The sequence below is a fragment of the Symbiobacterium terraclitae genome (assembly GCF_017874315.1).
Classification (GTDB): Bacteria; Bacillota; Sulfobacillia; order Symbiobacteriales; family Symbiobacteriaceae; genus Symbiobacterium; species Symbiobacterium terraclitae.
Window position 1 is genome coordinate 1 of record NZ_JAGGLG010000042.1, and the last position, 23,247, is coordinate 23,247.

The 23,247-nt window shown below is 72.5% G+C and carries 16 protein-coding genes; 4 read left to right on the forward strand and 12 right to left on the reverse strand.

Translation table 11 applies throughout. The features are described from left to right. Positions 1 to 133: 133 nt before the first annotated feature. The 12 genes from J2Z79_RS16910 to J2Z79_RS16965 form a co-directional block, all read right to left on the reverse strand. Positions 134 to 1,618 carry an FGGY-family carbohydrate kinase gene (locus J2Z79_RS16910; protein WP_209468084.1) on the reverse strand — a complete coding sequence of 495 codons (1,485 nt, stop codon included), beginning with the start codon at positions 1,616 to 1,618 and terminating at the stop codon, positions 134 to 136. A gap of 5 nt (positions 1,619 to 1,623) precedes the next feature. Further along, entirely contained in the window at positions 1,624 to 2,949 is a 1,326-nt protein-coding gene (locus J2Z79_RS16915; RefSeq protein ID WP_209468085.1) for a four-carbon acid sugar kinase family protein, read from the reverse strand. Next, complete coding sequence (locus tag J2Z79_RS16920) at positions 2,946 to 3,653, reverse strand: class II aldolase/adducin family protein (protein ID WP_209468086.1); 708 nt, start codon at positions 3,651 to 3,653, stop codon at positions 2,946 to 2,948. The genes J2Z79_RS16915 and J2Z79_RS16920 overlap by 4 nt, the downstream gene beginning before the upstream one ends. Beyond that, a complete protein-coding gene (locus J2Z79_RS16925; RefSeq protein ID WP_209468087.1) occupies positions 3,654 to 6,047 on the reverse strand; it encodes a glycoside hydrolase family 2 TIM barrel-domain containing protein in 2,394 nt (797 codons plus the stop codon). Further along, entirely contained in the window at positions 5,960 to 6,568 is a 609-nt protein-coding gene (locus tag J2Z79_RS16930) for a sugar-binding domain-containing protein (RefSeq protein WP_209468088.1), read from the reverse strand. The genes J2Z79_RS16925 and J2Z79_RS16930 overlap by 88 nt, the downstream gene beginning before the upstream one ends. Continuing rightward, positions 6,561 to 8,093, reverse strand: coding sequence for a protein O-GlcNAcase (locus J2Z79_RS16935; protein WP_209468089.1), 1,533 nt, complete (start codon positions 8,091 to 8,093; stop codon positions 6,561 to 6,563). Before J2Z79_RS16935 ends, J2Z79_RS16930 begins: the two co-directional genes overlap by 8 nt. 5 nt (positions 8,094 to 8,098) lie before the next feature. After that, a complete protein-coding gene (locus tag J2Z79_RS16940; RefSeq protein WP_209468090.1) occupies positions 8,099 to 9,919 on the reverse strand; it encodes an MBL fold metallo-hydrolase in 1,821 nt (606 codons plus the stop codon). A 49-nt stretch (positions 9,920 to 9,968) separates the two neighbouring features. Further along, on the reverse strand, positions 9,969 to 10,613 hold the full coding sequence (locus tag J2Z79_RS16945) for a YesL family protein (protein ID WP_209468091.1): 645 nt from the start codon (positions 10,611 to 10,613) through the stop codon (positions 9,969 to 9,971). Between the two features lie 25 nt (positions 10,614 to 10,638). Next, entirely contained in the window at positions 10,639 to 11,544 is a 906-nt protein-coding gene (locus J2Z79_RS16950) for a class II fructose-bisphosphate aldolase (protein ID WP_209468092.1), read from the reverse strand. A 9-nt stretch (positions 11,545 to 11,553) separates the two neighbouring features. Beyond that, a complete protein-coding gene (locus J2Z79_RS16955; protein WP_209468093.1) occupies positions 11,554 to 12,213 on the reverse strand; it encodes an aspartate/glutamate racemase family protein in 660 nt (219 codons plus the stop codon). A 19-nt stretch (positions 12,214 to 12,232) separates the two neighbouring features. After that, a complete protein-coding gene (locus J2Z79_RS16960) occupies positions 12,233 to 15,088 on the reverse strand; it encodes an alpha-mannosidase (protein WP_209468094.1) in 2,856 nt (951 codons plus the stop codon). Positions 15,089 to 15,169: 81 nt separating this feature from the next. Next, the gene (locus J2Z79_RS16965) at positions 15,170 to 17,041 is read right to left on the reverse strand and encodes an alpha-amylase family protein (RefSeq protein ID WP_209468095.1); all 1,872 of its coding nucleotides are present in this window, start codon (positions 17,039 to 17,041) and stop codon (positions 15,170 to 15,172) included. Between the two features lie 182 nt (positions 17,042 to 17,223). On the opposite strand from J2Z79_RS16965, the gene J2Z79_RS16970 reads away from it, so the two are divergent. The 4 genes from J2Z79_RS16970 (at position 17,224) to J2Z79_RS16985 (ending at position 23,159) form a co-directional block, all read left to right on the forward strand. Then, on the forward strand, positions 17,224 to 19,746 hold the full coding sequence (locus tag J2Z79_RS16970; RefSeq protein ID WP_209468096.1) for an alpha-mannosidase: 2,523 nt from the start codon (positions 17,224 to 17,226) through the stop codon (positions 19,744 to 19,746). A gap of 150 nt (positions 19,747 to 19,896) precedes the next feature. Then, positions 19,897 to 20,511 (forward strand): histidine phosphatase family protein, encoded by a 615-nt coding sequence (locus J2Z79_RS16975; protein ID WP_342589530.1) that lies wholly within the window; start codon positions 19,897 to 19,899, stop codon positions 20,509 to 20,511. A gap of 115 nt (positions 20,512 to 20,626) precedes the next feature. After that, on the forward strand, positions 20,627 to 22,057 hold the full coding sequence (locus tag J2Z79_RS16980) for a GH1 family beta-glucosidase (RefSeq protein ID WP_209468098.1): 1,431 nt from the start codon (positions 20,627 to 20,629) through the stop codon (positions 22,055 to 22,057). Positions 22,058 to 22,184: 127 nt separating this feature from the next. Continuing rightward, a complete protein-coding gene (locus tag J2Z79_RS16985; protein ID WP_209468099.1) occupies positions 22,185 to 23,159 on the forward strand; it encodes an aldose 1-epimerase in 975 nt (324 codons plus the stop codon). Positions 23,160 to 23,247 lie beyond the last annotated feature (88 nt).

Below are 23,247 nucleotides of genomic sequence, written 5' to 3' on the forward strand. Positions count from 1 at the left end.
TGCGGACTGTTCTTAGGCTACAGTGCCAAGTGAAACGAGCAAAGGCACAGGGGGGACTTGAACCCCCTAGTCACGTAGACTGCGAGGCGTACCAGCAACATGCGCCTGCGACCGCTCGGTCGCAGGCGCATCTTCATCCCTCGTACACCGGCCGCAGCGCCTCGGCCAGCCCGGCATAGCGGCGGTACACGGCCGCGTACGCCCCGGCGACCTCCGCCCTCGGGCTGACCACCCTGGACTGCCGGCGCACCGCGGCGGCCGCCTCCACCGGTCCGCCGTACACGCCGCCGCCGACGCCCCCCAGCAGGGCGGCACCGAGCAGCGTCGCCTCGGAAGCCTCGAGCACCACCAGCGGCCGGGCGAGCACGTCGGCCTTGATCTGGAGCCACACCGGGTTGCGGGCGTGGCCGCCGGTGACGACCACCCGGGTGAACGGCGTGCCCGTCAGGTCCTCCATGGCGGTCACCATCTGCCGCAGCTCGTATGCGGTCCCCTCCAGCACCGCCTTCACCACCTGGGAGCGGGTCGTGCCGTAGCTGAGCCCCACCAGTGCGCCGCGGGAGGCCGGGTTCACCCTGGGCGGCCCCCCGCCGGCCAGGTGTGGGAGGTAGAGCAGTCCCGTGGGCCCCTCTCCCGCCTCCTCCGCCAGCCGGATCAGGTCGGCGTAGCCCGCCCCGCCCAGCAGCTCCTGCCGGAGCCACTCCACCGAACCGCCCGAGGCCGGCGCTCCCGCCTGGAGCGCATACAGCCCCGGCACCGGCAGCGGACCCTGGCTGATCTCGCTGGCCAGCGCGGCCGGCGTGAGCAGCGGGCCGGCCATCGCCCCGATCACCGCCTCGGCGGTGCCCGTCGAGTCCAGCATCTGCCCCGGCCCCGTAACCCCGGCCGCCAGCGCCGCGCAGGGGTGGTCGTGGCCGGCCAGGGCCACCGGTGCGCCCGCAGGAAGCCCCGTCAACCCGGCCGCCGCCTCGGTGACGCCGCCCAGCGGGGCGCCCTCGGGCACGATCTCGCAGAACAGCGCACGCCGCACGCCCACCTCGGCCAGCAGGTCGTCCATCCACGCGCCGGCGGTCAGGTCGAAGGCCAGGGTGCGGGAGGCCAGCGTGGGGCAGGAGGCCAGGCGGCCCGTCAGCTTGAAGGCGATCCACTCCGCCATGGAGAGCCACGCCGCGCCCCGCGCATACGCCCCGGGCGCATGCTCCTTGATCCAGAGCAGCTTCAGCAAGCCGAACTTCGGCATCAGGAAGAGGCCCGTGCGGCGGAAGAGCACCTCCCGGCCCACCTGCTTCCCCAGCCGCTCCGCCTGCGGGCGGGTGCGGGGATCGAACCAGGCGATCGCCGGGTACGCCGCGCTTCCGCCGCCGTCCACCAGCACACCCGACTCCGCCATGGAGGCGATGCCCACCGCGACGACCTGGCCCTGCACCACCCGCCGCACCTCGGCGAGACAGGCAGCAACGCCGGACCAGATCGCCTCCGGGTCGTACTCGGCACCACCCTCGGGCGTGGACGCCGCCGGCGTGGGACGGGTGGCCATGGCCAGCAGCTCGCCGGCCGGCGTGAAGGCGCCGGCCTTCAGGTGGGTCGTGCCCACGTCGATGCCGATCAGCACCGCCATCCCCATCACCTCCCGAGGCCGGACAGGTGTGCGATGGCCTCGTTGACGAACTCCGGCCCGCCGAAGCTGCCCGACTTGAGCACCAGCAGCAGCGGCCGCTCCCCGGGTACCAGCGACGAGGGCAGGCCGGGGGCGATCTCCGCGAGCACCACGGTCTCATCGACTCCAAGCTCCCGGCACACCGCTGCCGACGTGTCCCCGCCCAGCGTGATCAACCGCCGGGCGCCGGTTTCGGCCAGTGCGGCCTTCGCCACGCTGGCGAGCACCGCGGAGATCCGCCGGCTCACCGCGACCCCGTCCATCCCCAGGGAGGCGCCCAGCGCCCGTGCAGCGTCCACCGCATCGGGCCGGTTCTCCGACCGCACCACCACGTTGGCCCCGGCCCGCAGGCCGTCGGCCGCGGCCCGGGCGAGCTGCGCCGCCGCGCCCGCGGGATCCCGCAGCGCCTCCTCGCTGGTCAGGGTGAAGACCCGGGCGCCGGCGGCCTCCGCGGCCGCCACCTGCGCCTGCGTCTGGGGCATTACCGAACCGGCGATGACCAGCACTCCCGCGGCGTCGTCCAGCTCCAGGCCGGCCAGCGGGGAGTACGGGGTCACAGGCTCCCAGACCGCGGGGAGCTCCTCGGCCAGGGCGGAAGAGCCCAGCAGGACGCGCTCCGCCGCAGCCGCCCTGGCGATGGCCGCCAGGTCGGCCTGGGTCTCGCCGTCGCAGAGGGCGTAGGCGACGCCCGCCGCCTGCGCCTCCCCCATCGCCGCCCGGATCGCCTCCGGACCGCGCCGGATCACCGCGAGGGGGATCAGCCCCACCTTCCGGCCCGTCTGCCGCTGCAGGTCGGCCACCAGGTTGGACTCGGTGCGGGGATGCACAGGGTCCCGGGCGAACTCGGACTCGGCCAGCGGGCGGCCGTGCACGTAGTGGCAGCCGTCCCGGGTGGCGCGGCCGTTCTTGGGGAATGCGGCCACGGCCAGGGCGAAGCCGTGGTCGAGCTCGTCGAACAGCGCGTCGAACTCGGGGCCGACGTTTCCCCGGAAGACCGAGCAGGTCTTCTTCCAGAAGAGGCCGCAGCCGGCCCGGACCAGGGCGGCGGTGGCCCGGCGCACCTTCGCATATGCCACGGACGGCGCATCCATGCGGCTGTCGGTGTCGATGATGATCACGTCGGTGCGCCGGCCGGCCAGCCGCTGCGGCAGCGTGCTCAGGTCGGTGCCGGCGCCGAAGATGCGCACCGCGTACCCGTGCTTGGCGAACATCACGCCGATGTCGCCGGCGCCGGTGATGTCGTCGGCCACCACGCCCACCAGCGGCCGGGGCACCCTCGCATGTCCGCTCACAGCCGCAGCCCCCCTCCCAGGTTGACGCCCTCCCGCAGGACGGGCCGCTGCGTGCCCGGGGCCACCGCCGCGCCGAAGAGCGGCTTCGCGCCGGCCAGCTCGTCGTCGGTGAGGATGCGGGCCTGGCCGCCGGTCATCAGCCAGACCTTGATGTTCTGCTCCAGCTCTTCGGCGATGTCCACCGCCTGGTCCAGGGCGGGCGCGTAGGTGACCACGCCGTGGTTCTGCAGCAGGATGGCGTTGACGGAGCGGCAGACCGCCTCGATCCGCTCGGCCAGGCGCTGCGCACCCGGCGGGATGTACTCGATCAGCGGCACCCGGCCCACGCGGGTCACCGAGCCCGAGGTGACCGCGGGCAGCACGTTGCCGGTGTCGGTGGGCACCGCGAGGCAGCTGAGGGCGATGGCCGCCTGCGAGTGCAGGTGGAGCACGGCGCCCACCTCGGGCCTGGCCCGGTAGATGGCGGCGTGGAAGATGGCCTCCTTCGAGGGCTGCAGCGCCTCGCCGGGCAGCGGGCGCCCGGAGAGGTCGCAGGCGACGAAGTCGCCGGGCAGCAGCCGGCCGAAGGAGGTGTTGGTGGCGCTGATCAGCATGCCGTCGCCGAAGCGGTGGCTCAGGTTGCCGCCGGTGGAGTAGGTGTAGTTCCGCTGGAAGAGCGACCGGGAATGGTCGATCATCGCCTGCACGATCTGTTCACGGTCCATCTACCTGGCCTCCTTCGCTACATGCAGTGCGGGCCGGAAGGCGGGATCCCGCAGCCGGGCGATGAGCCCCGCGAGCAGGGGCGCCGCAGCCGGGTGGTCGCCGAGGCAGCCGGCCACGCGGAAGGTGGTCGCCACCACGCTCCCCCGGCCCAGCCGGAAACCGAGCGCCGTCGCCGCCGGCAGCCGGACCCACCCCAGCACGTACCCGGCCAGCCAGTCGGCCTGCGCCTCCCCCGCCCCCAGGACGACGTGCTCGGGCAGCAGGCCCGCCCAGTCCAGGTCCAGCGGGTTCTCCAGCGCCGCCTCGCTCTCGCCCAGCAGCCCCGGCCGCAGCCAGTGCCAGCCCGAGGCCCAGTCGCCGTGCCACTGGCCGTCCTTCCGGTCGACGATCCGCAGCCCGCCGGGAAGGTCCTGCGGCGCGCCGGCCAGCAGCAGCAGGCGCCCGCCGGCGGCAACGTGGGCAAGGGCGGGGCCTTCCAGGCGGGAGGCCAGGGCCACATCCCCGGCCGCTCCGAGCCCCCCGGCGGACACCGCATACCCCAGCGCCTCGAGCGCACCGGCCAGGCCGGGATGCGCACCGGCCAGATCCGGATCCAGCCACAGGCGCACGCCCTCCGCTCCCGGGCGGACGTAGACGCCGAAGTCCTCGTAACCCCGGCAGATCTCCCGGCCGTGACGGTCCAGTAGGGCCAGGTGCAGACGCACCCGCTGTCCGCTGACCGGCGCCCGGAAACGGAGCGTGCCGGCCTCGGCCACGCCGAACGCGGGCAGGACCACGCCGGGGAGGCTCCCCCGCTGCGCCCCGGGGCGGGGACCCACGCCGGGGCCGGGCAGCGGCGTCGCAACGCCCTCCTCCAGCCACCAGCACACGGTGCAGCCCGGCGCGGCGGCGGCGGAGTCGGAGGCGACCTGCACGCGCACCGCCACGGTCTCGCCGGCCGCCAGCGCCCATCGGCTCCCTGCCGGGCGGGCGATGAGCTGCGTGCCGGCGATGACCGTGGGGTACAGGGCGTGCCCGGCCTTGGGCTGCCGGTTCTGGTTCAGCAGGCCGTTGCACTCCCAGTGCACGTCGGTGAACTCGGTGATGACGTACCCGTTCAGGCTCGGGCGCTGCCGCATCGCCTCGATCTCGTGCTTGAGCGCCCGGAACTGCTGCACCTGCGTCGCCCGCACGAAGTCGCGGTACGCCCCGAAGACGGCCGGCAGCGCCGAGCCGGCGTACCGCTCCCGCACCCCGGCCGGATGGACCACGCCCTCGTTCCAGGTGGCGCCGGTGGCGAACCACCAGGGCTCCCGACCCTCCCCGTCCAGGAGGTCGTGGGCGTCCGGCAGGCCCCAGTTGCCGAACTCCGAGTTCATCAGGGGCTCCTGCCCGGTGGGGCGTCCGTCGCCGTGGGGGCTGAAGAGCCAGCCGGGGCGGCCGGCGAGGTCCGCCACCCAGGCCTCCCACCGGTCGAAGTGGTCCGGGTAGGCGTAGTAGCTGTGGTAGTCGGCCAGGTCGGTGGCCATGTGGAAGTTGCCGGGGCAGGCCGAGTTGTCGGTGATGAGGCGGGTCGGGTCGTACGCCTTGAAGTGGTCGTACATCTGCGCCAGCCACGTCCGGTCCCGCTCCTGGCTCAGGTCCAGGCCCCACGACTCGTTGATGACCGACCAGATGACCGTGGCCGGGTGGTTGTAGTCGCGCTCGATCAGCCCCTCCAGGGTGGCCCGGCAGAGTTCGGGGGCCCGGCCCTGGGAGTTGCTCGGGTTTCCGTACTCCTCCCAGACCAGCAGCCCGAGCTTGTCCGCCCAGTAGAGGTAGCGGGGATGCGGCGCCTTGATGTGGCACCGGAGCGTGTTCAGCCCCAGCTCCTTCGCCAGGCGGACCTGCTCCATCAGGAAGGCGTCGTCGGGCGGCGTCCAGAGGCTGACGGGGTAGTAGTCCTGGTCCAGCGCAGCCCGGATGTAGAGCGGCCTGCCGTTCAGGTAGATGCGGTTCTCCCGGGCCTCCACGGTGCGCATGCCGAAGTGGTCCTCCAGCCGGTCCACCGGGGTGCTCCCCTCCAGCAGCACCGCCTCGAACTCGTAGAGGTCGGGGTGCTCGGGGGCCCAGAGCACGGGCCTCGGGATGCGTACGCTCACGTGCGCCTCGCCGGCTGCAGCGGGCGCCGGGGGCGAGGCGTACGTTGCGCCGTCCGGCCCGGTCACCCGCACCTGCACCGACCAGTGGCCCTCCGGCGTGGACGGCGTTGGTACCGGCCAAGGCGCCCGGCCGCCTGCGGGGCCCTGGCCGGCCAGCCGGGTGCCGGTGGGCGCCGCCTTGCTGCTCAGGGGCCCCTCGGGCCCGGCCAGGATCGCCCGGAAGTGGACCTGCCCGCCTGCCACGTCGGGGTGGCCAGCACCCGATAGAGCCATACGGGGCTGCCGGCCTCCAGCCAGACCTCCTGCCAGATACCGCCGATGGAGCCGTACCAGCTCTGCTTGCCGTGCGGCGCCTCCTGGAAGGAGATGTCGGGAAACGGACGGTACTCCCGGTCGGGCCAGGCGGCGCCGCCGGGATCGGTCACCCGCACGGTCAATCGGTGATCGCGGCCGAACGCGACGTACCGGGTGATGTCGAACCAGAAGGGCAGGAAGCCGCCCTCGTGGTTGCCCACGTACCGGCCGTCGATCCAGACCTCGGCCAGGTAGTCGACCGCGCCGAAGTGGAGCCGCACCGCCCGGCCACCCCACGCGGCGGGCACGGTGAACGTGCGCTCGTAAACCGATACATCGGCATAGTCCCGCAGGTCGGCGAACTGCGCCTGGATGCAGCCGGGCACGGCGATGGTGCGGGGTTCCGTCAGGGCCGCGGGCGGCGTGTCGGGGTCGTTGTAGGGGGCGCCGGGGGTCGGCTGGAACCGCCAGGCGCCGTTCAGAGAGAGCCGCTCACGCACCGGCGCCCACCCCTTCCGTCGGGATCTGCCCGCCCGCCCCGCCGGCCGCCTCCTGGGCGGCCCAGAGGCAGCGGCGGGCGAACTGGTCGATGAGGTCGCCCGCCACCCAGTGGAAGTTCTCCCGGGTGGCCCAGAGCCGGTCCACCGCATCCCGGCGCAGGGCGGGCAGGCGGGGATCAGCCGGATCCTGCAGGGTGGTGCGCAGGGCCGTGAGGGCGAGCGCCACGGTATCGCACCAGCCCGCCAGCTTCTCGGCCCAGGGGCGCAGCTCGGCCTGCAGCCACGGGTTCACCATGCTGTGGAGCACGCGGTCCGCCGCGGCGTGCAGCCGGGCGAACTCGGCCAGCAGGTCGCCGATCAGGGCCAGCCGCTCGGCGGCGCCAGGCGGGGCCGACGCCCCGCCAGGAATCGGTGTCCGCCCCGCTCCGGGCGCCAGCGCGGCAATGGCGGGCGCTTCCTCTCCCGGCGCCGGCGCCCCCTCCAGGTCGGGGCCCGCCACGGCGGGCGCGCCGCCCCAGCGCCGCCAGAACTCGTTGAACGTAAACGCCAGCTGGTTGTAGAGCTGGCGCCCGCGCTCCAGGTGCGACCAGCGCGCCAGGTCGGCCAGCGCTGCCACCGCCCGGGCGTCGGCCTCGTCGCCGCAGACGTCCAGCAGGGCCTTCTGCCATGCGGCCTCGGGCTCATAGCCCGCCGGGTCGGCCATGTACTGCGCGTAGGTGTGCAGCGGGATCTTGCTGGCCTCGGGCTGCAGCGAGGCGTTGGCGACGATGCCCAGGGCCACCGTGCCCAGGTCGGCGTCGCGCCCCCGGATGGGACGCAGGTGGGGCCGCCAGCGCATCTCGCCGTCGTTGACGGGGTAGTTGTCCCAGTAGAGCACGGGGCGGCGCAGGGTCTCGCTGATCACCCTGGCGTCCGCCGTCGTCAGGCGGGGGCTGCACACCTCGGGTCCGGTCCACATCACGCAGACCTCCCGCCGGAGCCCCTCGCCGAGGCGCGCCAGGTAGGCGGAGCGCCCCTCGCCGCAGTACTCGGTGGGGACGAACAGGTAGCGCTCGACGCCGCCCCACTCCTGCAGGCGGGCCAGCACCGCGTTGTTCAGCCACACGTGGGCGTTGGCCACGCTGCCGAACCGCGCCTCGTCGTCCGGGTAGTGGAACTTGTCGGGCATGTCGTCCACCAGCAGCATGAAGCCGCGCACCCCGAGCCGGTAGACGGACTCCAGCTTGGCGAAGAGCGCGGCCATCTCGCCCTCGTCGCTGTAGTGCAGCTTCAGCGGGCTCAGGCCGAACACGAAGAGGATGCCCCGCTCGCGGCACCGCCGCTCGAGGGACGCGAAGCGCGCCAGCTCCTCGGGCAGGTAGGGCTCCAGCCAGCGGTTGCGGTGGATCGGGTCGTTCTTGGGCGCGTAGACGTAGAGGTTGTAGCCGTGCCGGCCCAGGAAGTCGATCATGCGCTCCCGTTCGGCATGCGACCACGGGCGGCCGTAGAAGCCCTCGATCACGCCGCGGATCTCGAAGGGGCTCACCGTCGTCAACTCCTCTCAGCTTCCAGCGTGTACAGGGCCTCGGCGTGCTGCCCGAACCGGCGGTCGCCCACCGTCAGGTCCGCTGCGACGCGCACTCGGTACGCAGCCCCCGAAAGCGGGGCCTCCAAGACGAACCCGACCTCCCCGGTCGCGCGGGGCGCCAGCCGCACCCGTGCGAACTCCGGCTCCGCCCGCCAGCCGGGGGGCAGGGTCAGCCGCACCTCCGCCTCCTCCGCCGTGCCGAAGGGGTTCCGCACGGCCACGGCGACCGGCAGCCGCGCACCCGGCCGGAGCGTGGCCCGGTAGGGGCGGATCTCCGCGCCGACGGAGCCCGCCCCGAAGTCGACCTCCTCCAGGGGCAGCAGCTCCCGGTGGAGGCGCGCGACCTCGCCCGCGGCCCGCTCCAGGGCCTCCAGGTACTCGTCGGTGACCGGGAGCGGGCCCCAGTGGCCGCGGATCAGTACGTCCGGGCGCAGCCGCCGCAGCAGCGCGGCGGTGGCCACGAAGTCGTCGACCTGGAACCGGTTCTTGTATACGTAGTTCAGGAAGAGGCCGTCGCCGTCCGCCACCTGGTCACCGACGGCCAGCACGCGCCGGCCGTCCACCTCGAAGGCGATGGCCACGGCGTAGTAGGTGTGGCCGGGCAGCGGGTGGAGCGTCAGGGTGTACTCCTCCCACCGGATGGGCTCGCCCAGCGGCAGCCGGCGGTCGACGGGGACGGGGTCGTACCAGAGGCAGGGCAGATCCTGCTGCTCCGGCCGCTCCAGGATGTCGGCGAAGGACTCCGGGCACCAGTGCTGCGCCCCCTCCACCTCCCGGAGCAGGTTGATGCCGGCCACGTGGTCGTCGTGGTAGTGGGTGGGGACCACGACGTCGATGGCGCGCACCCCGTACTTCTCCTTGAGGGCCTTGATCGTATAGAGCCAGGGCCGGCGGGAGGCCCGGTCGGACCCGGCGGCCGGCCCGAACATGAAATCGTAGCCGAAGTCGATCACCAGAGCCTTGCCGCTGTCGGACCGCAGCACGAAGGAGTTCGCCATCGATGTGCGGTTGAACAGCAGGTGCGGCGTCTCCGGGGTTGCGGGCTCGTAGGGCTCCTCCCGCAGCAGGAAGAGGCGCGGGTTCTGCCGCCGCACGGTCCGCAGATCGGCCAGCCGCTGCACGGTGAGGTCGATGGCCCCGGCCGGGTCCGCCATCGGCTCGCCGTGCGAGGGGAGGAGAACGTCGGGACGGCGGTCCTTGAGGTCCAGCAGCGACAGGATCGTGCCGGCGATGCCCTCGCCGCCGTTGTACGACCACTGGGTGGCGGCCAGCGACCAGACCTTGCCCGGGCCGTAGATCAGGTCGCCGGTGAAGGCGACCGTCCGGCCGTCAACCCTGGCCAGGAGGCTGACCGACCCGGTGGTGTGGCCGGGGGTGGGCACCACGGTGAACTCGTGCCGGCCCAGCCGCACCGTCCGGTAGTCCCGCAGCAGGCCGGCCACCGGCACGGGCTCCAGCAGCGAGAAGCGGTCCTCCCGGTTGTTGTAGATGTTGGCCAGCTCCCGGGCCAGCCAGTGGCGGTCGACCCGGGCGAACAGGTCCTGCTCGGCCTCGGGCACCCAGATGCGGGCCCCGGTCGCGGCGGCGCGCGGCAGCCCCTGGGCCTGGTCCCGGTGATGATGGGTCATCAGCACGTCGGTGACCCGGTCGACGCCGATGGCAGACAGCCCGTCCAGCACGCTGCCGTCGCCGCAGTCGATGAGCACCGCCGAGCGGCCCTCCTTGATCACGTAGACGTTGCACGTATCCCGGTGCAGGTAGAGCGATTCCGAAAGCTGCCGCACAACCAGCCCCCCTGTTTCGCAGGCGTCCGGCGCGCACCGGCGCCCGTGATCAGAGCACGTCCTCCAGCCGCCGCTCGAGGGGCGGCGGTTCACCGTACTTCCACGGCGCCTCCTGGGCGATGATCGCCATGAAGGCCACCCCCAGCGAGACCAGCAGCAGCGGGAAGGTGGTGACGGTCTTGTACCCGACTACGGCGATCACGACCGGGATCAGCAGGTGGAGGTGGCTGTAGACGGGGTTCGCGCCTACCTGCCAGGCCGCCCGCCTGAGCGCGTCCTTCCATCCCTCGCCGCGCACGATCAGCGCCTCCAGGAGGTAGGGCTGCATGGCCGTCAGGAAGGCCAGGGCGTAGATCCAGACGAACCGGACCGCCCAGCCGGCCACCGGCGGCAGCATGGCGCCCCAGAAGTAGCCGTTGGAATAGGCGAGGAGCAGGACGAGGATCCAGCCCGTGATCCAGATGAGGCCGTCCTTGATGAAGCGTGGGAGCGCCCTGAAGTACATGACCGTCCGCAGGTCATCGTCGTTGTCCCGCAGCTCCGCCAGGAACCAGTACAGGGCGAACGTGGCCGGCCCGGCGGGCAGCACCAGCCAGGAGATTGCGGACCAGAACAGGTTGAGCACGATGATCTGGAGCAGGTTCTTCCATACGAAGCGCAAGGCGAGCTTCCACGTCTCCACGGCCGCCCTCACGGCCTCACCTCCCAGGGTAGCGGCGCTACACCCTGCCCGCCGAGCGGACGAAGTCCCGGATCTTGGCCAGGGCGGTCTCCCGCACGGCGGCCAGGCCCCGCTCCAGCAGCGCCGGGTCCTGTGCGTCCAGCTCCGCCGAGGTCATCCGCTTCAGGCCGCCCATGGCCTCCAGCAGGGCGTTCTCGAGGTCGGTGGCGATGTTCATCTTGCTGATGCCGCCCCCCGGCAGGGCCATGGCCTTGTGCACCGTCTCCTCCGGGAGCCCCGAGCCGCCGTGGAGCACCAGGATGGTGGCCGGCCCGACCTCCCGGCGGATGGCGGCCAGCCGCTCAAAGTCGATCTTCGGGTTCTTCACCGGGTAGACCCCGTGAGCCGTGCCCACCGAGGTGGCCAGGGCGTCGCAGCCGGTCTGCCGCACGAAGTCGCCGGCCTCGGCCGGGTCGGTGTACATCTCCTCGTCGTCCATCGTCTCCAGCTTGTCCGTGGTGGTCAGTCTGCCCAGCTCGGCCTCGACGCTGACGCCGTGGGCGCGGGCGTAGGCCACTACCTCCCGTGTGGCCGCCACGTTCTCGGCGAACGGCTTGCTGGAGGCGTCGATCATCACCGAGGTGAAGCCGGCCTCCACGGCGGCCTCGATCACGTCCATCTCCCAGGTGTGGTCCAGGTGCAGGGCGAAGGGCACGTCCACCTTCAGGTCGCGCACCACCCGCTCCAGTTCCTCCCGGAAGGCGGCGGGGGTGAGCCCGAACCAGCCCAGCTCCCGCTGGCTGATCTCGACGATGACGGGCGACCGGGCGGCCATGGCCGCCTCCATGATGGGCCGGATGCAGGCGCGGTACCGGGCGTTGAACGCGGGCACGGCGTAGCCCTCCGCCTGCGCGCGGGGCAGGAACTCGGTGAGGGCCAGGCCCCCGGGGATCTTCTTGCTCATCTCCATCACCTACTCTGCGAGAATGGCCCCGGCCGCCTTCAGGCCGGAGAGGGGGCTGGTCAGCACGGGGATCGCCGGGGGCTGCTCCAGGGCGGCCAGCACCCGGGCGATGGAGGCCTGCGCAAGCACCACCACATCCGAACGCTTCAGCAGTGCGATGAGCGCCTCCTTCACGAGGCGGTCGTGGGCCGCGCCGTCGCCGGCCGACAGGGCGGCGAACGCCCCCTGCACCAGCACGGGCTCCACGTCCACCGCGCGGCCCAGTTCCTGCGCCTTGCGCCGGATGAGGCCCACGGTGGGTTCCAGGGTGGTGCGCACGGTGGCGATCACCCCGATTCGCCGCCCCGACTGCACCGCCTCCACCGCCATCGGCTCGTCGATGCGCAGGAGCGGGATCGGGGCCTCCGCCCGGGCCCGGTCCACCACGTCGCCGACGGAGGAGCAGCAGCAGAGCACGGCGTCGGCCCCGGCCACCCTGGCCTGCTCGAAGTAGGCCCGCATGCGGGCCTCCACCGCGGCCGTGACGCCGCCGGCGGCGATCACGTCCTTGAGCAGGCTGTCGTCCAGCAGGTTGATCACCCGCACGCCGGGCAGCTCCCGGGCCGCCAGCTCCGACATGGCGCCGACGGTGACGGGCGTGGTGTGCAGAAGGGCCAGCGTCTTGGACATGGGACATCCTCCCTTTCCGCTAAAACTCGAAGGCCAGCGTGAATACCTGCCAGGGCGCCGCCTCCAGGGCCACCGCGCCGTCCTCGTCGACGGGCAGCTCGCCGCCCTCCAGCGGCTCCTCCCGGAGGTTCACCAGGCAGGCCCGGGCTGGCCGCCGCGCCGGCCGCACCCACAGGGCCCGGGCGGTGGCCGATTCGTTGACGAAGCGCAGCACCAGGGCCTCCCGGTCCTCGGCCCGCTTGCAGGCGGTGAGCAGGAGGTCACCGGCCACCTCCACCAGCGCCCCCGCGGCCGGCAGACTCTCCGCCACCGCGGGCAGGTGCGCCCGCATGGGCGCCGCCTGGGGCACCAGCGGCACGGCTGCCAGCGGGGCGTTGAAGTCGTGCGCCGGCTTGCAGCTCAGCGCCGCGTCCCAGTCGCCGGCGTGGGGGATGATGGCGTACTCTGCCTCCACCGGCCCCAGCATCTGCGCCTCCGGCGTCCGCATGGTGGGCCCGGCGCCGCCCACGCGGCTGCCGATGTCGTCCCGGCTCAGCCAGCCCACGGCCCGCAGCAGGGTGAGCCGCACCGTGCCGTCGGGGTCAGCCGCGTACTCGGGCAGGCCCCGGTTGGCGATGGTGATGCCCCGGGCGCCGTCGGAGACCGAGACGAACGCAAGCTGCGGGTGCTCGGCCACGGCCGGCTCGGCGCTGCCCCGCTCACCCTCCGGCAGCGCAGTGGGGCGCTCCACCACGCAGAAGTGCGACTCCGCGGCAGAGGCGGCCGCCGGGGCGCCCAGCGGGAAGCAGGCCCGGAGCCGGTGATCGCGGGCGGTGTTCTCGAAGTGCGTGCGGATGTCGACCCGCTTCACCCCGGGCAGCAGCGTGATATCGCTGTGCAGCACAAAGGGCACGTACCGGGGCGAGCGGCTGGTTCGGTCCTCCGTGAGCCCCTCGGGCAGCGACCAGGCCCAGGTGATCCGCAGGGTGGCGCGGGCGGGGCCGCACTCCACCCAGCTGAGCCGGGGCTGCAGGCCCCGGGTGGAGAGCACCTGGTCACCCACCGGGCGGGCGTAGTTGTAGGTGTCGCCGGCGTCGCCGCCGTCTTCGAACCGGTTCAGCCCTTCGTAGATCAGACCGGTCCCCTTGTCGTAGAGGGTGAGGCTGCCGTCTGCGGGCGAGACGGTCACCCGCAGGAACTGGTTCTCCAGGAGGCCCGGGCCGATGGTCAGGCCCGTCGTCGCGTCATCGCCCTTCTCCTTGGCAGCGTCGCCGGTCACGGTGAACCGCCAGACACGGGCCGGCAGGGGCCGCTTCCGGGGCTCGAGGTGGTACCGGCGGTAGCCGAGGCCGGGCACCCCCTCGGCCACAAAGGTGACCAGCGTGCAGTCGTTGGCGGAGCCGGTCACGTAGGGCCCGGGCGGCGCCCCCAGCCAGTCGAACCGCTCCAGCTTGTCGATGGGGGCCTCGCCGGGCCGGGTTTGGAAGGGCACCTCTCGGCCGGCGTCATCCACCAGCCGCCACGTGGCCGGGTCGATGGCCAGGGCGGGGTTGAAGGGCAGCGTCACCACATCGGTGCGGCTCCAGGTGAGCGGGTTGAAGACCAGCAGCGGCTGCGCGCCCTCAGGCACGCCGGTCCGGTCCACCCGGCGGGCGATGTCCTCCAGGGCGCTCTGGGCCAGCAGGTGCGCCATCTGGTGCGACTCGGCGAACCGGGTGAGCATCTCCCGGTGCACCTGGTCAACCGAGCAGCCGCAGATGGAGTCGTGGGGGTGGTTCTCCACAAGGCGCTCCCAGGCGGTCCAGAGGTAGGTCTGCTCGTAGCGGCCGCCCAGCAGCCAGGCCAGCGCCTGCAGCGGCTCGGCGTAGCGCTCCAGGGCGACCTGGCACTGCTGGTTCTGCCGCTTCAGGTAGAGGCGGGCGGAGAGCACGCCGGGCAGCAGGTGCGCCTTGCGGCCGAAGGCCCGGCCCTCCCCTTTCCAGACCACCTGCAGCTGCGGGTTCTCGCCCTTCACGGCCGCCACGTACTCCTCCAGGGAGCCGAGCCGGTACTCGACGCCCTCGGCGGCCAACTCTCGGTTGATCTCGGCCAGCAGCCCGGGCAGCCGTTCATCGCTGGGCAGGTGGTCGCCGCCCATGGGCTCCAGCAGGAAGCGGGTGGTGGCGAAGGCCTTCAGGTGGGCCACCGTGCGGCGGGCCCGGCCGACGGTCTGGTCCCGGGTGCGCGCCGGGTCGTCCGGATAATCGGCATAGTGGCTGCGGTAGTACTCCAGGGGCAGGTAGATCCCGAGGATGCGGGTGCCGTCGGGGCCCTCCCACCAGAACTCGGACTGCATGGCGGCCGGGAACTGGGCCGCGTTGTACGGGTGGGCGAAGCGGTAGCAGTCGGGGTGACCGGGGTAGCCATCCCCCGGGGGGTGGCCCACAGGCGGGGCGCCGAAGCCCCGCCACACAACGGCGCTCTCGATGCCGAAGCCGGCCAGGATCGCCGGCATGCCAGCCGAGTGGCCGAACTGGTCGGGCAGGTAGCCGACGCGGCTGGTCCGCACGCCCAGCTCCCGGGCGGTCCGCTCCCCCAGCCAGAGGTTGCGGATGTGCGCCTCGGGGCTCACCAGGAACTCGTCGGGCAGGATGTGCCAGGGCCCCACGGCCAGCCGGCCCGACCGGATGTGGCCCACCAGCCGCCTCCGGTTCTCGGGCCGCACGGCCAGGTAATCCTTCAGCACGATGGTCTGCCCGTCGAGGGTGAACCGGAAGGACGGGTCGCGGTCGAGGTTGTCCAGCAGCTGATCGACGATGTTCACGAGCCGGAAGCGGAACTGCTGGTAGGTGGTCCACCACTCGCGGTCCCAGTGGGTGTGGTGGTACATGATCACCTGCGTCTTCTGCTCGGACATGGGGGTCGCATCCCTCCGTTCGTCCCGCCGGCGGACGGCCGGCGCCCGCCGCCAACTGTGGGGTCCCTCCTGCGTCACCGGTCAGGGCCTGCCCCGCCCGGGGTCCTGGCGCGCCCCTGCGCGAGCCGCGGCGAACAGCCGCCGCAGCGCGGCGTAGTCCTCCTCCTCCAGGGGCTCCATGGAGTCGAGGTCGGTGGCGAAGTAGAGCGAGGGTACGCCCAGCTCCAGCTGCACCTGCAGGTACTCCCGCCAGGCGGCCCGGCTGGGCATGGGCCAGTTGTCGGTGTCGATCAGGTGGTGGGGCAGCGCCGCCCGGGCGACCCGGGCCCGGTGCCGCATCTGCGCCACCACGGGGCTGCCGGTGTTGATGTCGTTGAGCCGGATCATGTCGGTGACCTGGGCGAAGTAGGGGTTGGGGGTGTGGGTCATCACCAGCGCGCCGGGCTTCACCCGCTTGGCCTCGTCGTGCAGGATCCAGAGCAGCCTGCGCAGCAGCTCCACCCCCCACTCCCGGCCGTACCGCCGGAGGCCGGGGCCGCTGGGGGTGCGCGCGGAGAAGTCCACCTTGAAGCCGTCGGCGTCGTAGCCCTCCGGGGAGAGCATCAGCCGCACGGCCCGGCGCAGCCGCTCCTCGTAGGCGGGGTTGGAGGGGTCGGCGGCCACGGGCAGCCCCGCGGCGTTGGTGACGCAGAGCTCCGCCGGCAGCCCCTCGGGGTCCCAGGCCTTCCACCAGAGCAGCACCCGCTGCCCGGCGGCGTGGCGCCCGGCGATCCAGGCCTTCAGGTCCGGCCACTTGGCCGGGTCGGCCTCGCAGGTGCCGTAGGTGGCGGACCACTTGTCGTCGATGACCACGATGCCCGGCCGCACGCCGCGGGCCTCCAGCGCCGCCAGGAAACGGTCGTAGTTCGCCTGCGTGGCCAGCTCCGGCGCCCGGGCACTGGTGAGGTTGGCCAGGTGGCACTGGGCACCCCAGCCGCAGAGGATGGGCTCGTGCCACCAGTCGGGCCGGCCGGCGGGCTGGGACAGGTCCACCAGGCCGCGCCGGGCCAGCTCCGCCACGTAGCGCTCCAGCCCGGTATAGGGGTCGGGCTGGTCGAAGAGGAAGAGCACGCCGGGCGAGACGAACTCGCCGTCCACCGCCGTCTGCCCCTCGTAGGTCAGGCGGAGCGCGAAGCCGTCCTCCATGCCGTCGTAGTGGAACCCGGTGAACTGGTGCTCGCCCGGCCGCACCACCAGGCCCATCATCGCCCAGGGGCCGGCGGGCAGCTCCGGCTCGGCGCCGGCTGCGGTCCCGTCAGGCGCACTCTCGGCAACCCCTGCGCTGCGGTCCACGCCGCCCTGGTCCGTGGCGACCGAGCCGGTGCGCAGGAGCCCGGCCCCGCTCACCGGCGTGCGGGAGAGGCCGTAGCAGAAGGGGGCCGGGGTGAAAATCCAGTGGCGCCGCCCCGGCAGGGCGCCGGAGCCGCAGACGTCGATCAGGGTGGGCTCCGAGGCGGCGATGGCCCGCCGCTCCGAGCCCCAGGGTTCGGGGTTGAAGACCGAGCGGAAGCCGGCGCCGCTCAGGAAGAAGCCGCTGCCGAAGCGGAGCGCGCCGGAATAGTACCCGCCGAAGAGGTGCAGGTCGGTGATCCGGCCGGCGCCGGCCACCTCCAGGCGGGCCTCCAGCGACTCCTCCCGGCACTGCAGAACCAGCGCCTTCCGCTGCCAGTGGCTGCTGACGGCCCGCACCGTCACCTGCACGCCGTCGGCAGTCTGCACCGCCTCGGGCGGCTCCAGGCGGGCGCTCTCATCGAGGCCCTCCCTGGCGTGCAGGCTGGCGCCGAGGAAGAGCTCCGCCCAACGGTTCCCCGCCGCGTCCTCCAGGACGGCGAACGGGCGGTCTGCGGGAAGGCGGAGCCTGTAGGCGGCCGCCTCCACCAGCAGCCCGCCGTCTATCTGCGCAACCTTTGCCATTCCGCTCTGGCCCCCTGTAGTCCATGATGTGCGCTGACTTGTCGGCAGAAATCCGTGCCTTGACTTGATAGGATATCCGGGGTACTTTGTCTAACACCTATACTAAGTGAGTGTTCGCCTGTCCCCGTGGGAATTCCTCTCGCCGCGCACCGATTGTGACATCAGCTTGGGGAGGTCTCGTCGTGCAGGAGAAGCGCAGCAAGGACCTGACGTTCATCATGGTGGGCCACGCCCACATCGACCCTGTCTGGCTCTGGGACTGGCGCGAGGGTTACGAGACGGTGAAGGCCACCTTCCGCTCCGCCCTGGACCGGCTGCGGGAGAATCCGGAAATGGTCTTCATCCACAGCTCCGCGGCGCACTACGCCTGGATGGAGAACCACCCGGAGATGCTGGCCGAGATCAGGGAGGCGGTCGCCCGGGGCCAGTGGGAGCCCGTGGGCGGCTGGTGGGTGGAGCCCGACGCCAACATCCCCTCCGGCGAGGCCCTGGCCCGCCAGGGGCTCTACGGGCAGCGGTACTTCGAACGGGTGCTGGGCCGGCGGGCGCGGATCGCCTTCCTGCCCGACACCTTCGGCCACCCGGGCACGCTGCCGCAGCTCTTCCGTCAGGCAGGGCTGGAGTACTTCGCCTTCATGCGGCCCGGGGCCAGCGAGCTCGACCTGCCGTCGAACCTCTTCCGCTGGCGCTCCCCCGACGGTTCGGAGGTGCTGGCGGTCCGGGTGGAGAGCTACAGCACCAACCCGGTCTACGTGCAGATGTCGCTGGAGCGGAACCTCCACTGGCGGCCGGAGGACGCCCGGGTCTGGGTTCACCTCTTCGGCGTGGGCAACCACGGCGGCGGGCCGACGCGCAGGGCCATCGCGTCCATCCGGGAGGCCAACGCCTCCCCCGACTGGCCCACCCTCCGGTTCGGCTCGCTGGAGTCCTTCTTCGCCGCGCACGCCGGGCGCACGGACGTGCCGGTCTGGGCCGGGGAGCTGCAGCATCACGCCCGGGGCTGCTACAGCGCCCACTCGGGCATCAAGGCGTGGAACCGGCAGGCGGAGTCGGCGCTGCTCGCCGCCGAGAGGTGGGCGGCCGTCGCCTCCTTCTACGGCCTGGCCTACCCCGGCGAGCGGCTGGAGCACGCCTGGCGGCTGCTGCTGTTCAACCAGTTCCACGACATCCTGGCCGGTTCGGCCATCCCGGCCGCGTATGCGGACGCGCAGCGGGAGCTGGACGAGGCCAGCGCGGTGGCGGACCGGACGGGCTACGCCGCCCTGCAGGTGATCGCCCAGCGCATCGACACGCGGCGGGGCGCCCGGCCGGCGGCGGAGATCGAGCCCATCCGCCGGGTGCGCTGGAGCCCCGAGAGCTGGACCGTGGACCTGGGCGACGGCACGCCGGTGGTCGTCTTCAACCCGAGCCCCTGGCCCCGCACCGAGGTGGTGGCGGTGGAGCTGAACGAGTGGGGCGCCGAGGACCTGAAGGTGCTGGACGACCAGGAGCGCCCGGTGGTGCACCAGCTGGGCCGGCCCGACTCCGTCACCACCGCCCGGCCCCGGGTGCTCTTCACCGCCGAGGTGCCGGCCCTGGGGTACCGGGTCTACCGCGTGGTGGACGAGCCGGCGGCCACCGCTCCTGAGGGCGGGCTCTCCGCCTCGCAGGAGGTCCTGGAGAACCGCTGGTGGCGCCTGGAGCTGAACCCGGCCACCGGCGCCCTGAAGGGGCTCTGGGACAAGTCCCGTGGGCTGCAGCTGCTGGCCGGCGCCGGCGCCCGGCTCCTCGTGGTGGAGGATCCCTCCGACACCTGGGGCCACGGCGTGACCGCCCTCAGGCACGAGGCCGGGGCCTTCGCCTGCACCCGGGTGGAGCTGCTGGAGGACGGGCCGGTACGGGCGACGTGGCGCATCAGCTACCGCTGGACGGCTGGGGCCGATGCCTACGCCACGGCGCAGCAGGAGATCAGCCTGTTCCGTGATACGCCGGGCATCGAGGGGCGCCTGACGGTGGACTGGCACGACCGGCACCGGGCGCTGAAGCTGGCCTTCCCCCTCGCACTCGACGAGGCGCGCGCCACCTTCTCGGTGCCTTACGGCCACGCCGTCCGCCCGGCGGACGGACAGGAGGAGCCGCTGCAGCAGTGGATGGACGTGACGGGCTTCGTCCGGGACGCCAGGGGCGCCCGGCACGCCGCAGGCGTCGCCCTGCTGAACGATGGCAAGTACGCGGGCGACGTCCTGGGCGGCGAGATGCGGCTGACGATCCTGCGCAGCCCGGTCTACGCCCACCACGACCCGAGCAGGCTGGAGCAGGGCGTGCAGTACCACTACCAGGATCAGGGAGAGCAGACGGTGCGCTGGCGCCTGGTGCCGCATGCGGGCTCCTGGGTCGACGCCGGCGTCGTCCGGGCGGCCCACGACCTGAACGCTCCGCTGGCCGTCATCCGCGAGTACGCCCACCCGGGCGATCTGCCCAAGGTGGCCGGCTTCGTCACGGTCGATCCGCCCGACCAGGTGGTGGTGACCGCGCTCAAGCAGGCCGAGGAGGGCGACGACCTGATCCTCCGGCTCTACGAGCCCGCGGGCCGCCCGGCGAGGGCGCGCATCAGCGTCCCGCTGGCGCAGGCCGCCTTCGCGGTCGAGGCGGGCCCCCATCAGGTGAAGACGTACCGCATCAGCCGTGCAGGCGAGGTGCGGGAGGTCAACTTCCTGGAGGAGTAGGCGTCTGGCTGGTGCGCGCGTCTCGATGGGCGCGACCTTGGCATCGACCCAGGAGTTCCACCAACTTTATCTAATGGCTGTAGTAAGTGTCGCGGGCGCGGGTTCTGCCCCGCGCCCGCACGGCCCGCCGGAAGGGAAGGTGTGACCCCCGTGATCCTGTACCTCGTGCGCCACGGCCAGTCCGAAGGAAACATCGTCACCTACGACGTCCCCGACGGCCGCCTGACCCCCCTCGGCCGGCAGCAGGCCGAGGAGACCGCCCGCCGCCTGGCGGAGGAGGGCCTCGACCTGCTCATCAGCAGCCCGCTCCGCCGGGCGCTGGAGACCGCCCTGGCCACCCAGGCGCGCACCGGCCTGCCCCTGGAGGTCTGGCAGCGGCTGTGGGAGTACCGGGACCTGGAGCCGGCGCAGTTCCTGGGGCGGCGCGGCGTGCTGGAACTCTGCCCCGGAGCGCTGTGCGACGACGACCTGCCCCAAGACGGGTTCGAGTGCGGCTGGGAGACGCCGGAGACCGCATTCGCCCGGGCCCGGGACATGTTCGATCGCATCCGCCGCCGGTTCGGCGCCACCGATCAGAAGGTGGCCATCTTCGCGCACGGCACCTTCAACGTGTTCCTGCTGATGGCCATGATGGGCCGCCCCTGGCAGCCTGGCCTCTGGATTGAGCAGCGCAACTGCTGCATCAACCGGATCCACATCGACCCGCAGCACGTGCGCATCCTCGGCATCAACGACGTGGCGCACCTGAGCACCTCGACCATCTAGTCCCCCGCCTGCCCCGGACGGCCTGCGCATCCCCGGCCCCGTGCTGCGGGGAGAGCGCTGGGCGGGCGGTCGGACCCCCATTCCTCGACACTGCGGTGAGAAGGAGGAGCAGCACATGATGCGCTTTCCGGAAGGGTTCCTCTGGGGCGTCGCCACCTCGTCCTACCAGATCGAGGGCGCGGTGCACGAAGACGGGCGGGGCGAGTCCATCTGGGACCGGTTCGCCCGCACCCCCGGCAACACGCTGAACGGCGACACCGGGGACGTCGCCTGCGACCACTACCACCGGTACGCCGAGGACGTCGCCCTCATGGCCGACCTGGGCTATGGCGCCTACCGGTTCTCCGTCGCATGGCCCCGCATCCAGCCCGACGGCCGGGGGCCCGCCAACCAGAAGGGGCTGGACTTCTACCGCCGCCTGGTGGCCCGCCTGCTGGAGCGGGGGATCACGCCCATGGTCACCCTCTACCACTGGGACCTGCCTCAGGCGCTGCAGGAGAAGGGCGGCTGGCTGAACCGCGACACGGCCGAGCGCTTCGGCGAGTTCGCCGCGCTCATGTTCGACGCCCTGGGCGACGCGGTGAAGCTCTGGCTCACCCACAACGAGCCCTGGTGCGCCTCGATGCTGGGCCACTTCCGCGGCGTGCACGCCCCGGGGATGAAGGACCTGCGGGCCGGCGTGATCAGCTCGCACCACATCCTGCTCTCCCACGGCCGGGCGGTCACGGCCTATCGGGACGGCAACTACCGGGGGCAGATCGGCATCGCCCCCAACCTGCTGCCCAACTACCCCCTCACCGACTCCGCGGCCGACCGCGAGGCCACGCGCATCTCCGACGGCTACGTGAACCGCTGGTTCCTCGACCCGGTACTGAAGGGCAGCTACCCGGCGGACATGCTGGCCTTCTACACCCAGGTCGTCGGACCCCTGGACTTCATCAAGGAAGGCGATCTGGCAGCGATGGGCGCGCCGGTGGACCTCCTCGGCATCAACTACTACCGGCGGCGCACCATCGAGGCCGACCCCACATCGGAGCTGGGCTTCAGGGTCCACGACATCGTGCCGGGCACCCCCACCACCGTCACCGGTTCCGAGATCGTGCCGGAGTGCCTCTACGACCTGCTGCTCTGGGTGAAGGCCAACTACGGCGACGTGCCGCTGTACATCACCGAGAACGGCATGGTCCGGGATGACCGCATCGGCCCCGACGGCCAGGTGCACGACCCCGAGCGGGTCGACTTCCTGCGGCGCCACGTGGCGGCCGCGTACCGGGCGATCGAGGCCGGCGTGAACCTCAGGGGCTTCTTCGCCTGGTCGTTCATGGACAACTTCGAATGGGCCTTCGGGTACAGCCAGCGCTTCGGGCTCGTCTACGTGGACTACGCGACGCAGGCCCGCATCCCCAAGGACAGCGCCCGGTGGTGGGGCCAGGTGGCCCGCCGGAACGGGCTGGACGAGGTGGACGTGGCCCTCGCGCAGCAGCCGCTCGCAGCCGATTCCCCGAGCAGCGGCGCCCGGCCGATGTTCACCGAGCGGGAGGAGTAGCGCCCGCGCTTTCGGACGCGAACCGAGCGGGAGGCGTTGCGTCCAGGCCGGCCGCACGCCCCGCTGGCAGCGTCGCTGCCGGCGGGCCGCCGTTTCTGCAGGAACCCATCTCACGGGAGGGATGCCCATGCCCCGCTTCACCGTAACCGAGGCCACCTGGTCAGGCGTGCCCGCCCTGCGCCTGAGCGACGGCGAGGCCCAGACCGCCGCACTGCTGGTGCCCGGCCTGGGCGGGAACCTGATCTCCCTGACAGACCGGGGAGAGGAGCTGCTGCGCACTGCCCCTGACGCCCGGTCGCTGCGGGAGAAGCCGGCCCGGTGGGGGATTCCCGTCCTGATGCCCCCGAACCGCATCGTCGGCGGCCGGTTCCGCTTCAACGGGCGCGAGTACCAGCTGGAGCTGACCGACTCGTCCGGGCTGCACCACAACCACGGCTTCCCGCTGCGCCGGGCATGGCAGGTCGCCGCCACCGGCGCGGATGGCGGCGCTTCCGCGACCATCCGCTTTGCGGCATCCGACCACCCCGACGTCATGGCCCAGTTCCCCCACCCCTTCGTGCTGGAGCTGACCTACACCCTGACGGGGCGCAGCCTGCGCTGCCGCCCGGTCGCGCGGAACCTGGGTGACGAGCCGATGCCCTTCGGGCTCGGCTTCCACCCGTACTTCCTGGCCCCCGAAGGGGAAGAGGTCTTCATCCGGCTGACGCCCGGCCGGCTCTGGGAGATGACGGACTGGCTGCCCACCGGCCGGTTCCACGAACCGCACGGCGTCTACGACCTGTCGACCTGGCAGCCGGCGCACGCGGCGACGCGGGGCGAGGGCTACCGCGTGACGGATCCCGAGCCCGACGGCTGGAGCCGGTTCGAGCTGGCCAACCGCACCACGGGCCGCACGCTCGCCTTACGTGCCGCGCCCGCCTACCGGCACTGGCTGATCTTCAACGGCTTCGCCGGCAGCTTCAGCGCCGAGCCTTACACCTGCATGACCAACGCCTTCAACCTCGATCTCGATCCCGCCGTCTCGGGCATGGACGCCCTGGCGCCTGGCGAGGAGCGCCGGGGCCTGGACTGGGAGCTGACCTGGACGGACCGGGCGCGCTAGGAGCCTGTCCGGGTAACCGCACGTGAGATAGGGGCAGACTCCCAATGATTGGATATCAACGATCGTGCCTACTTCTTCATGCGCTGTC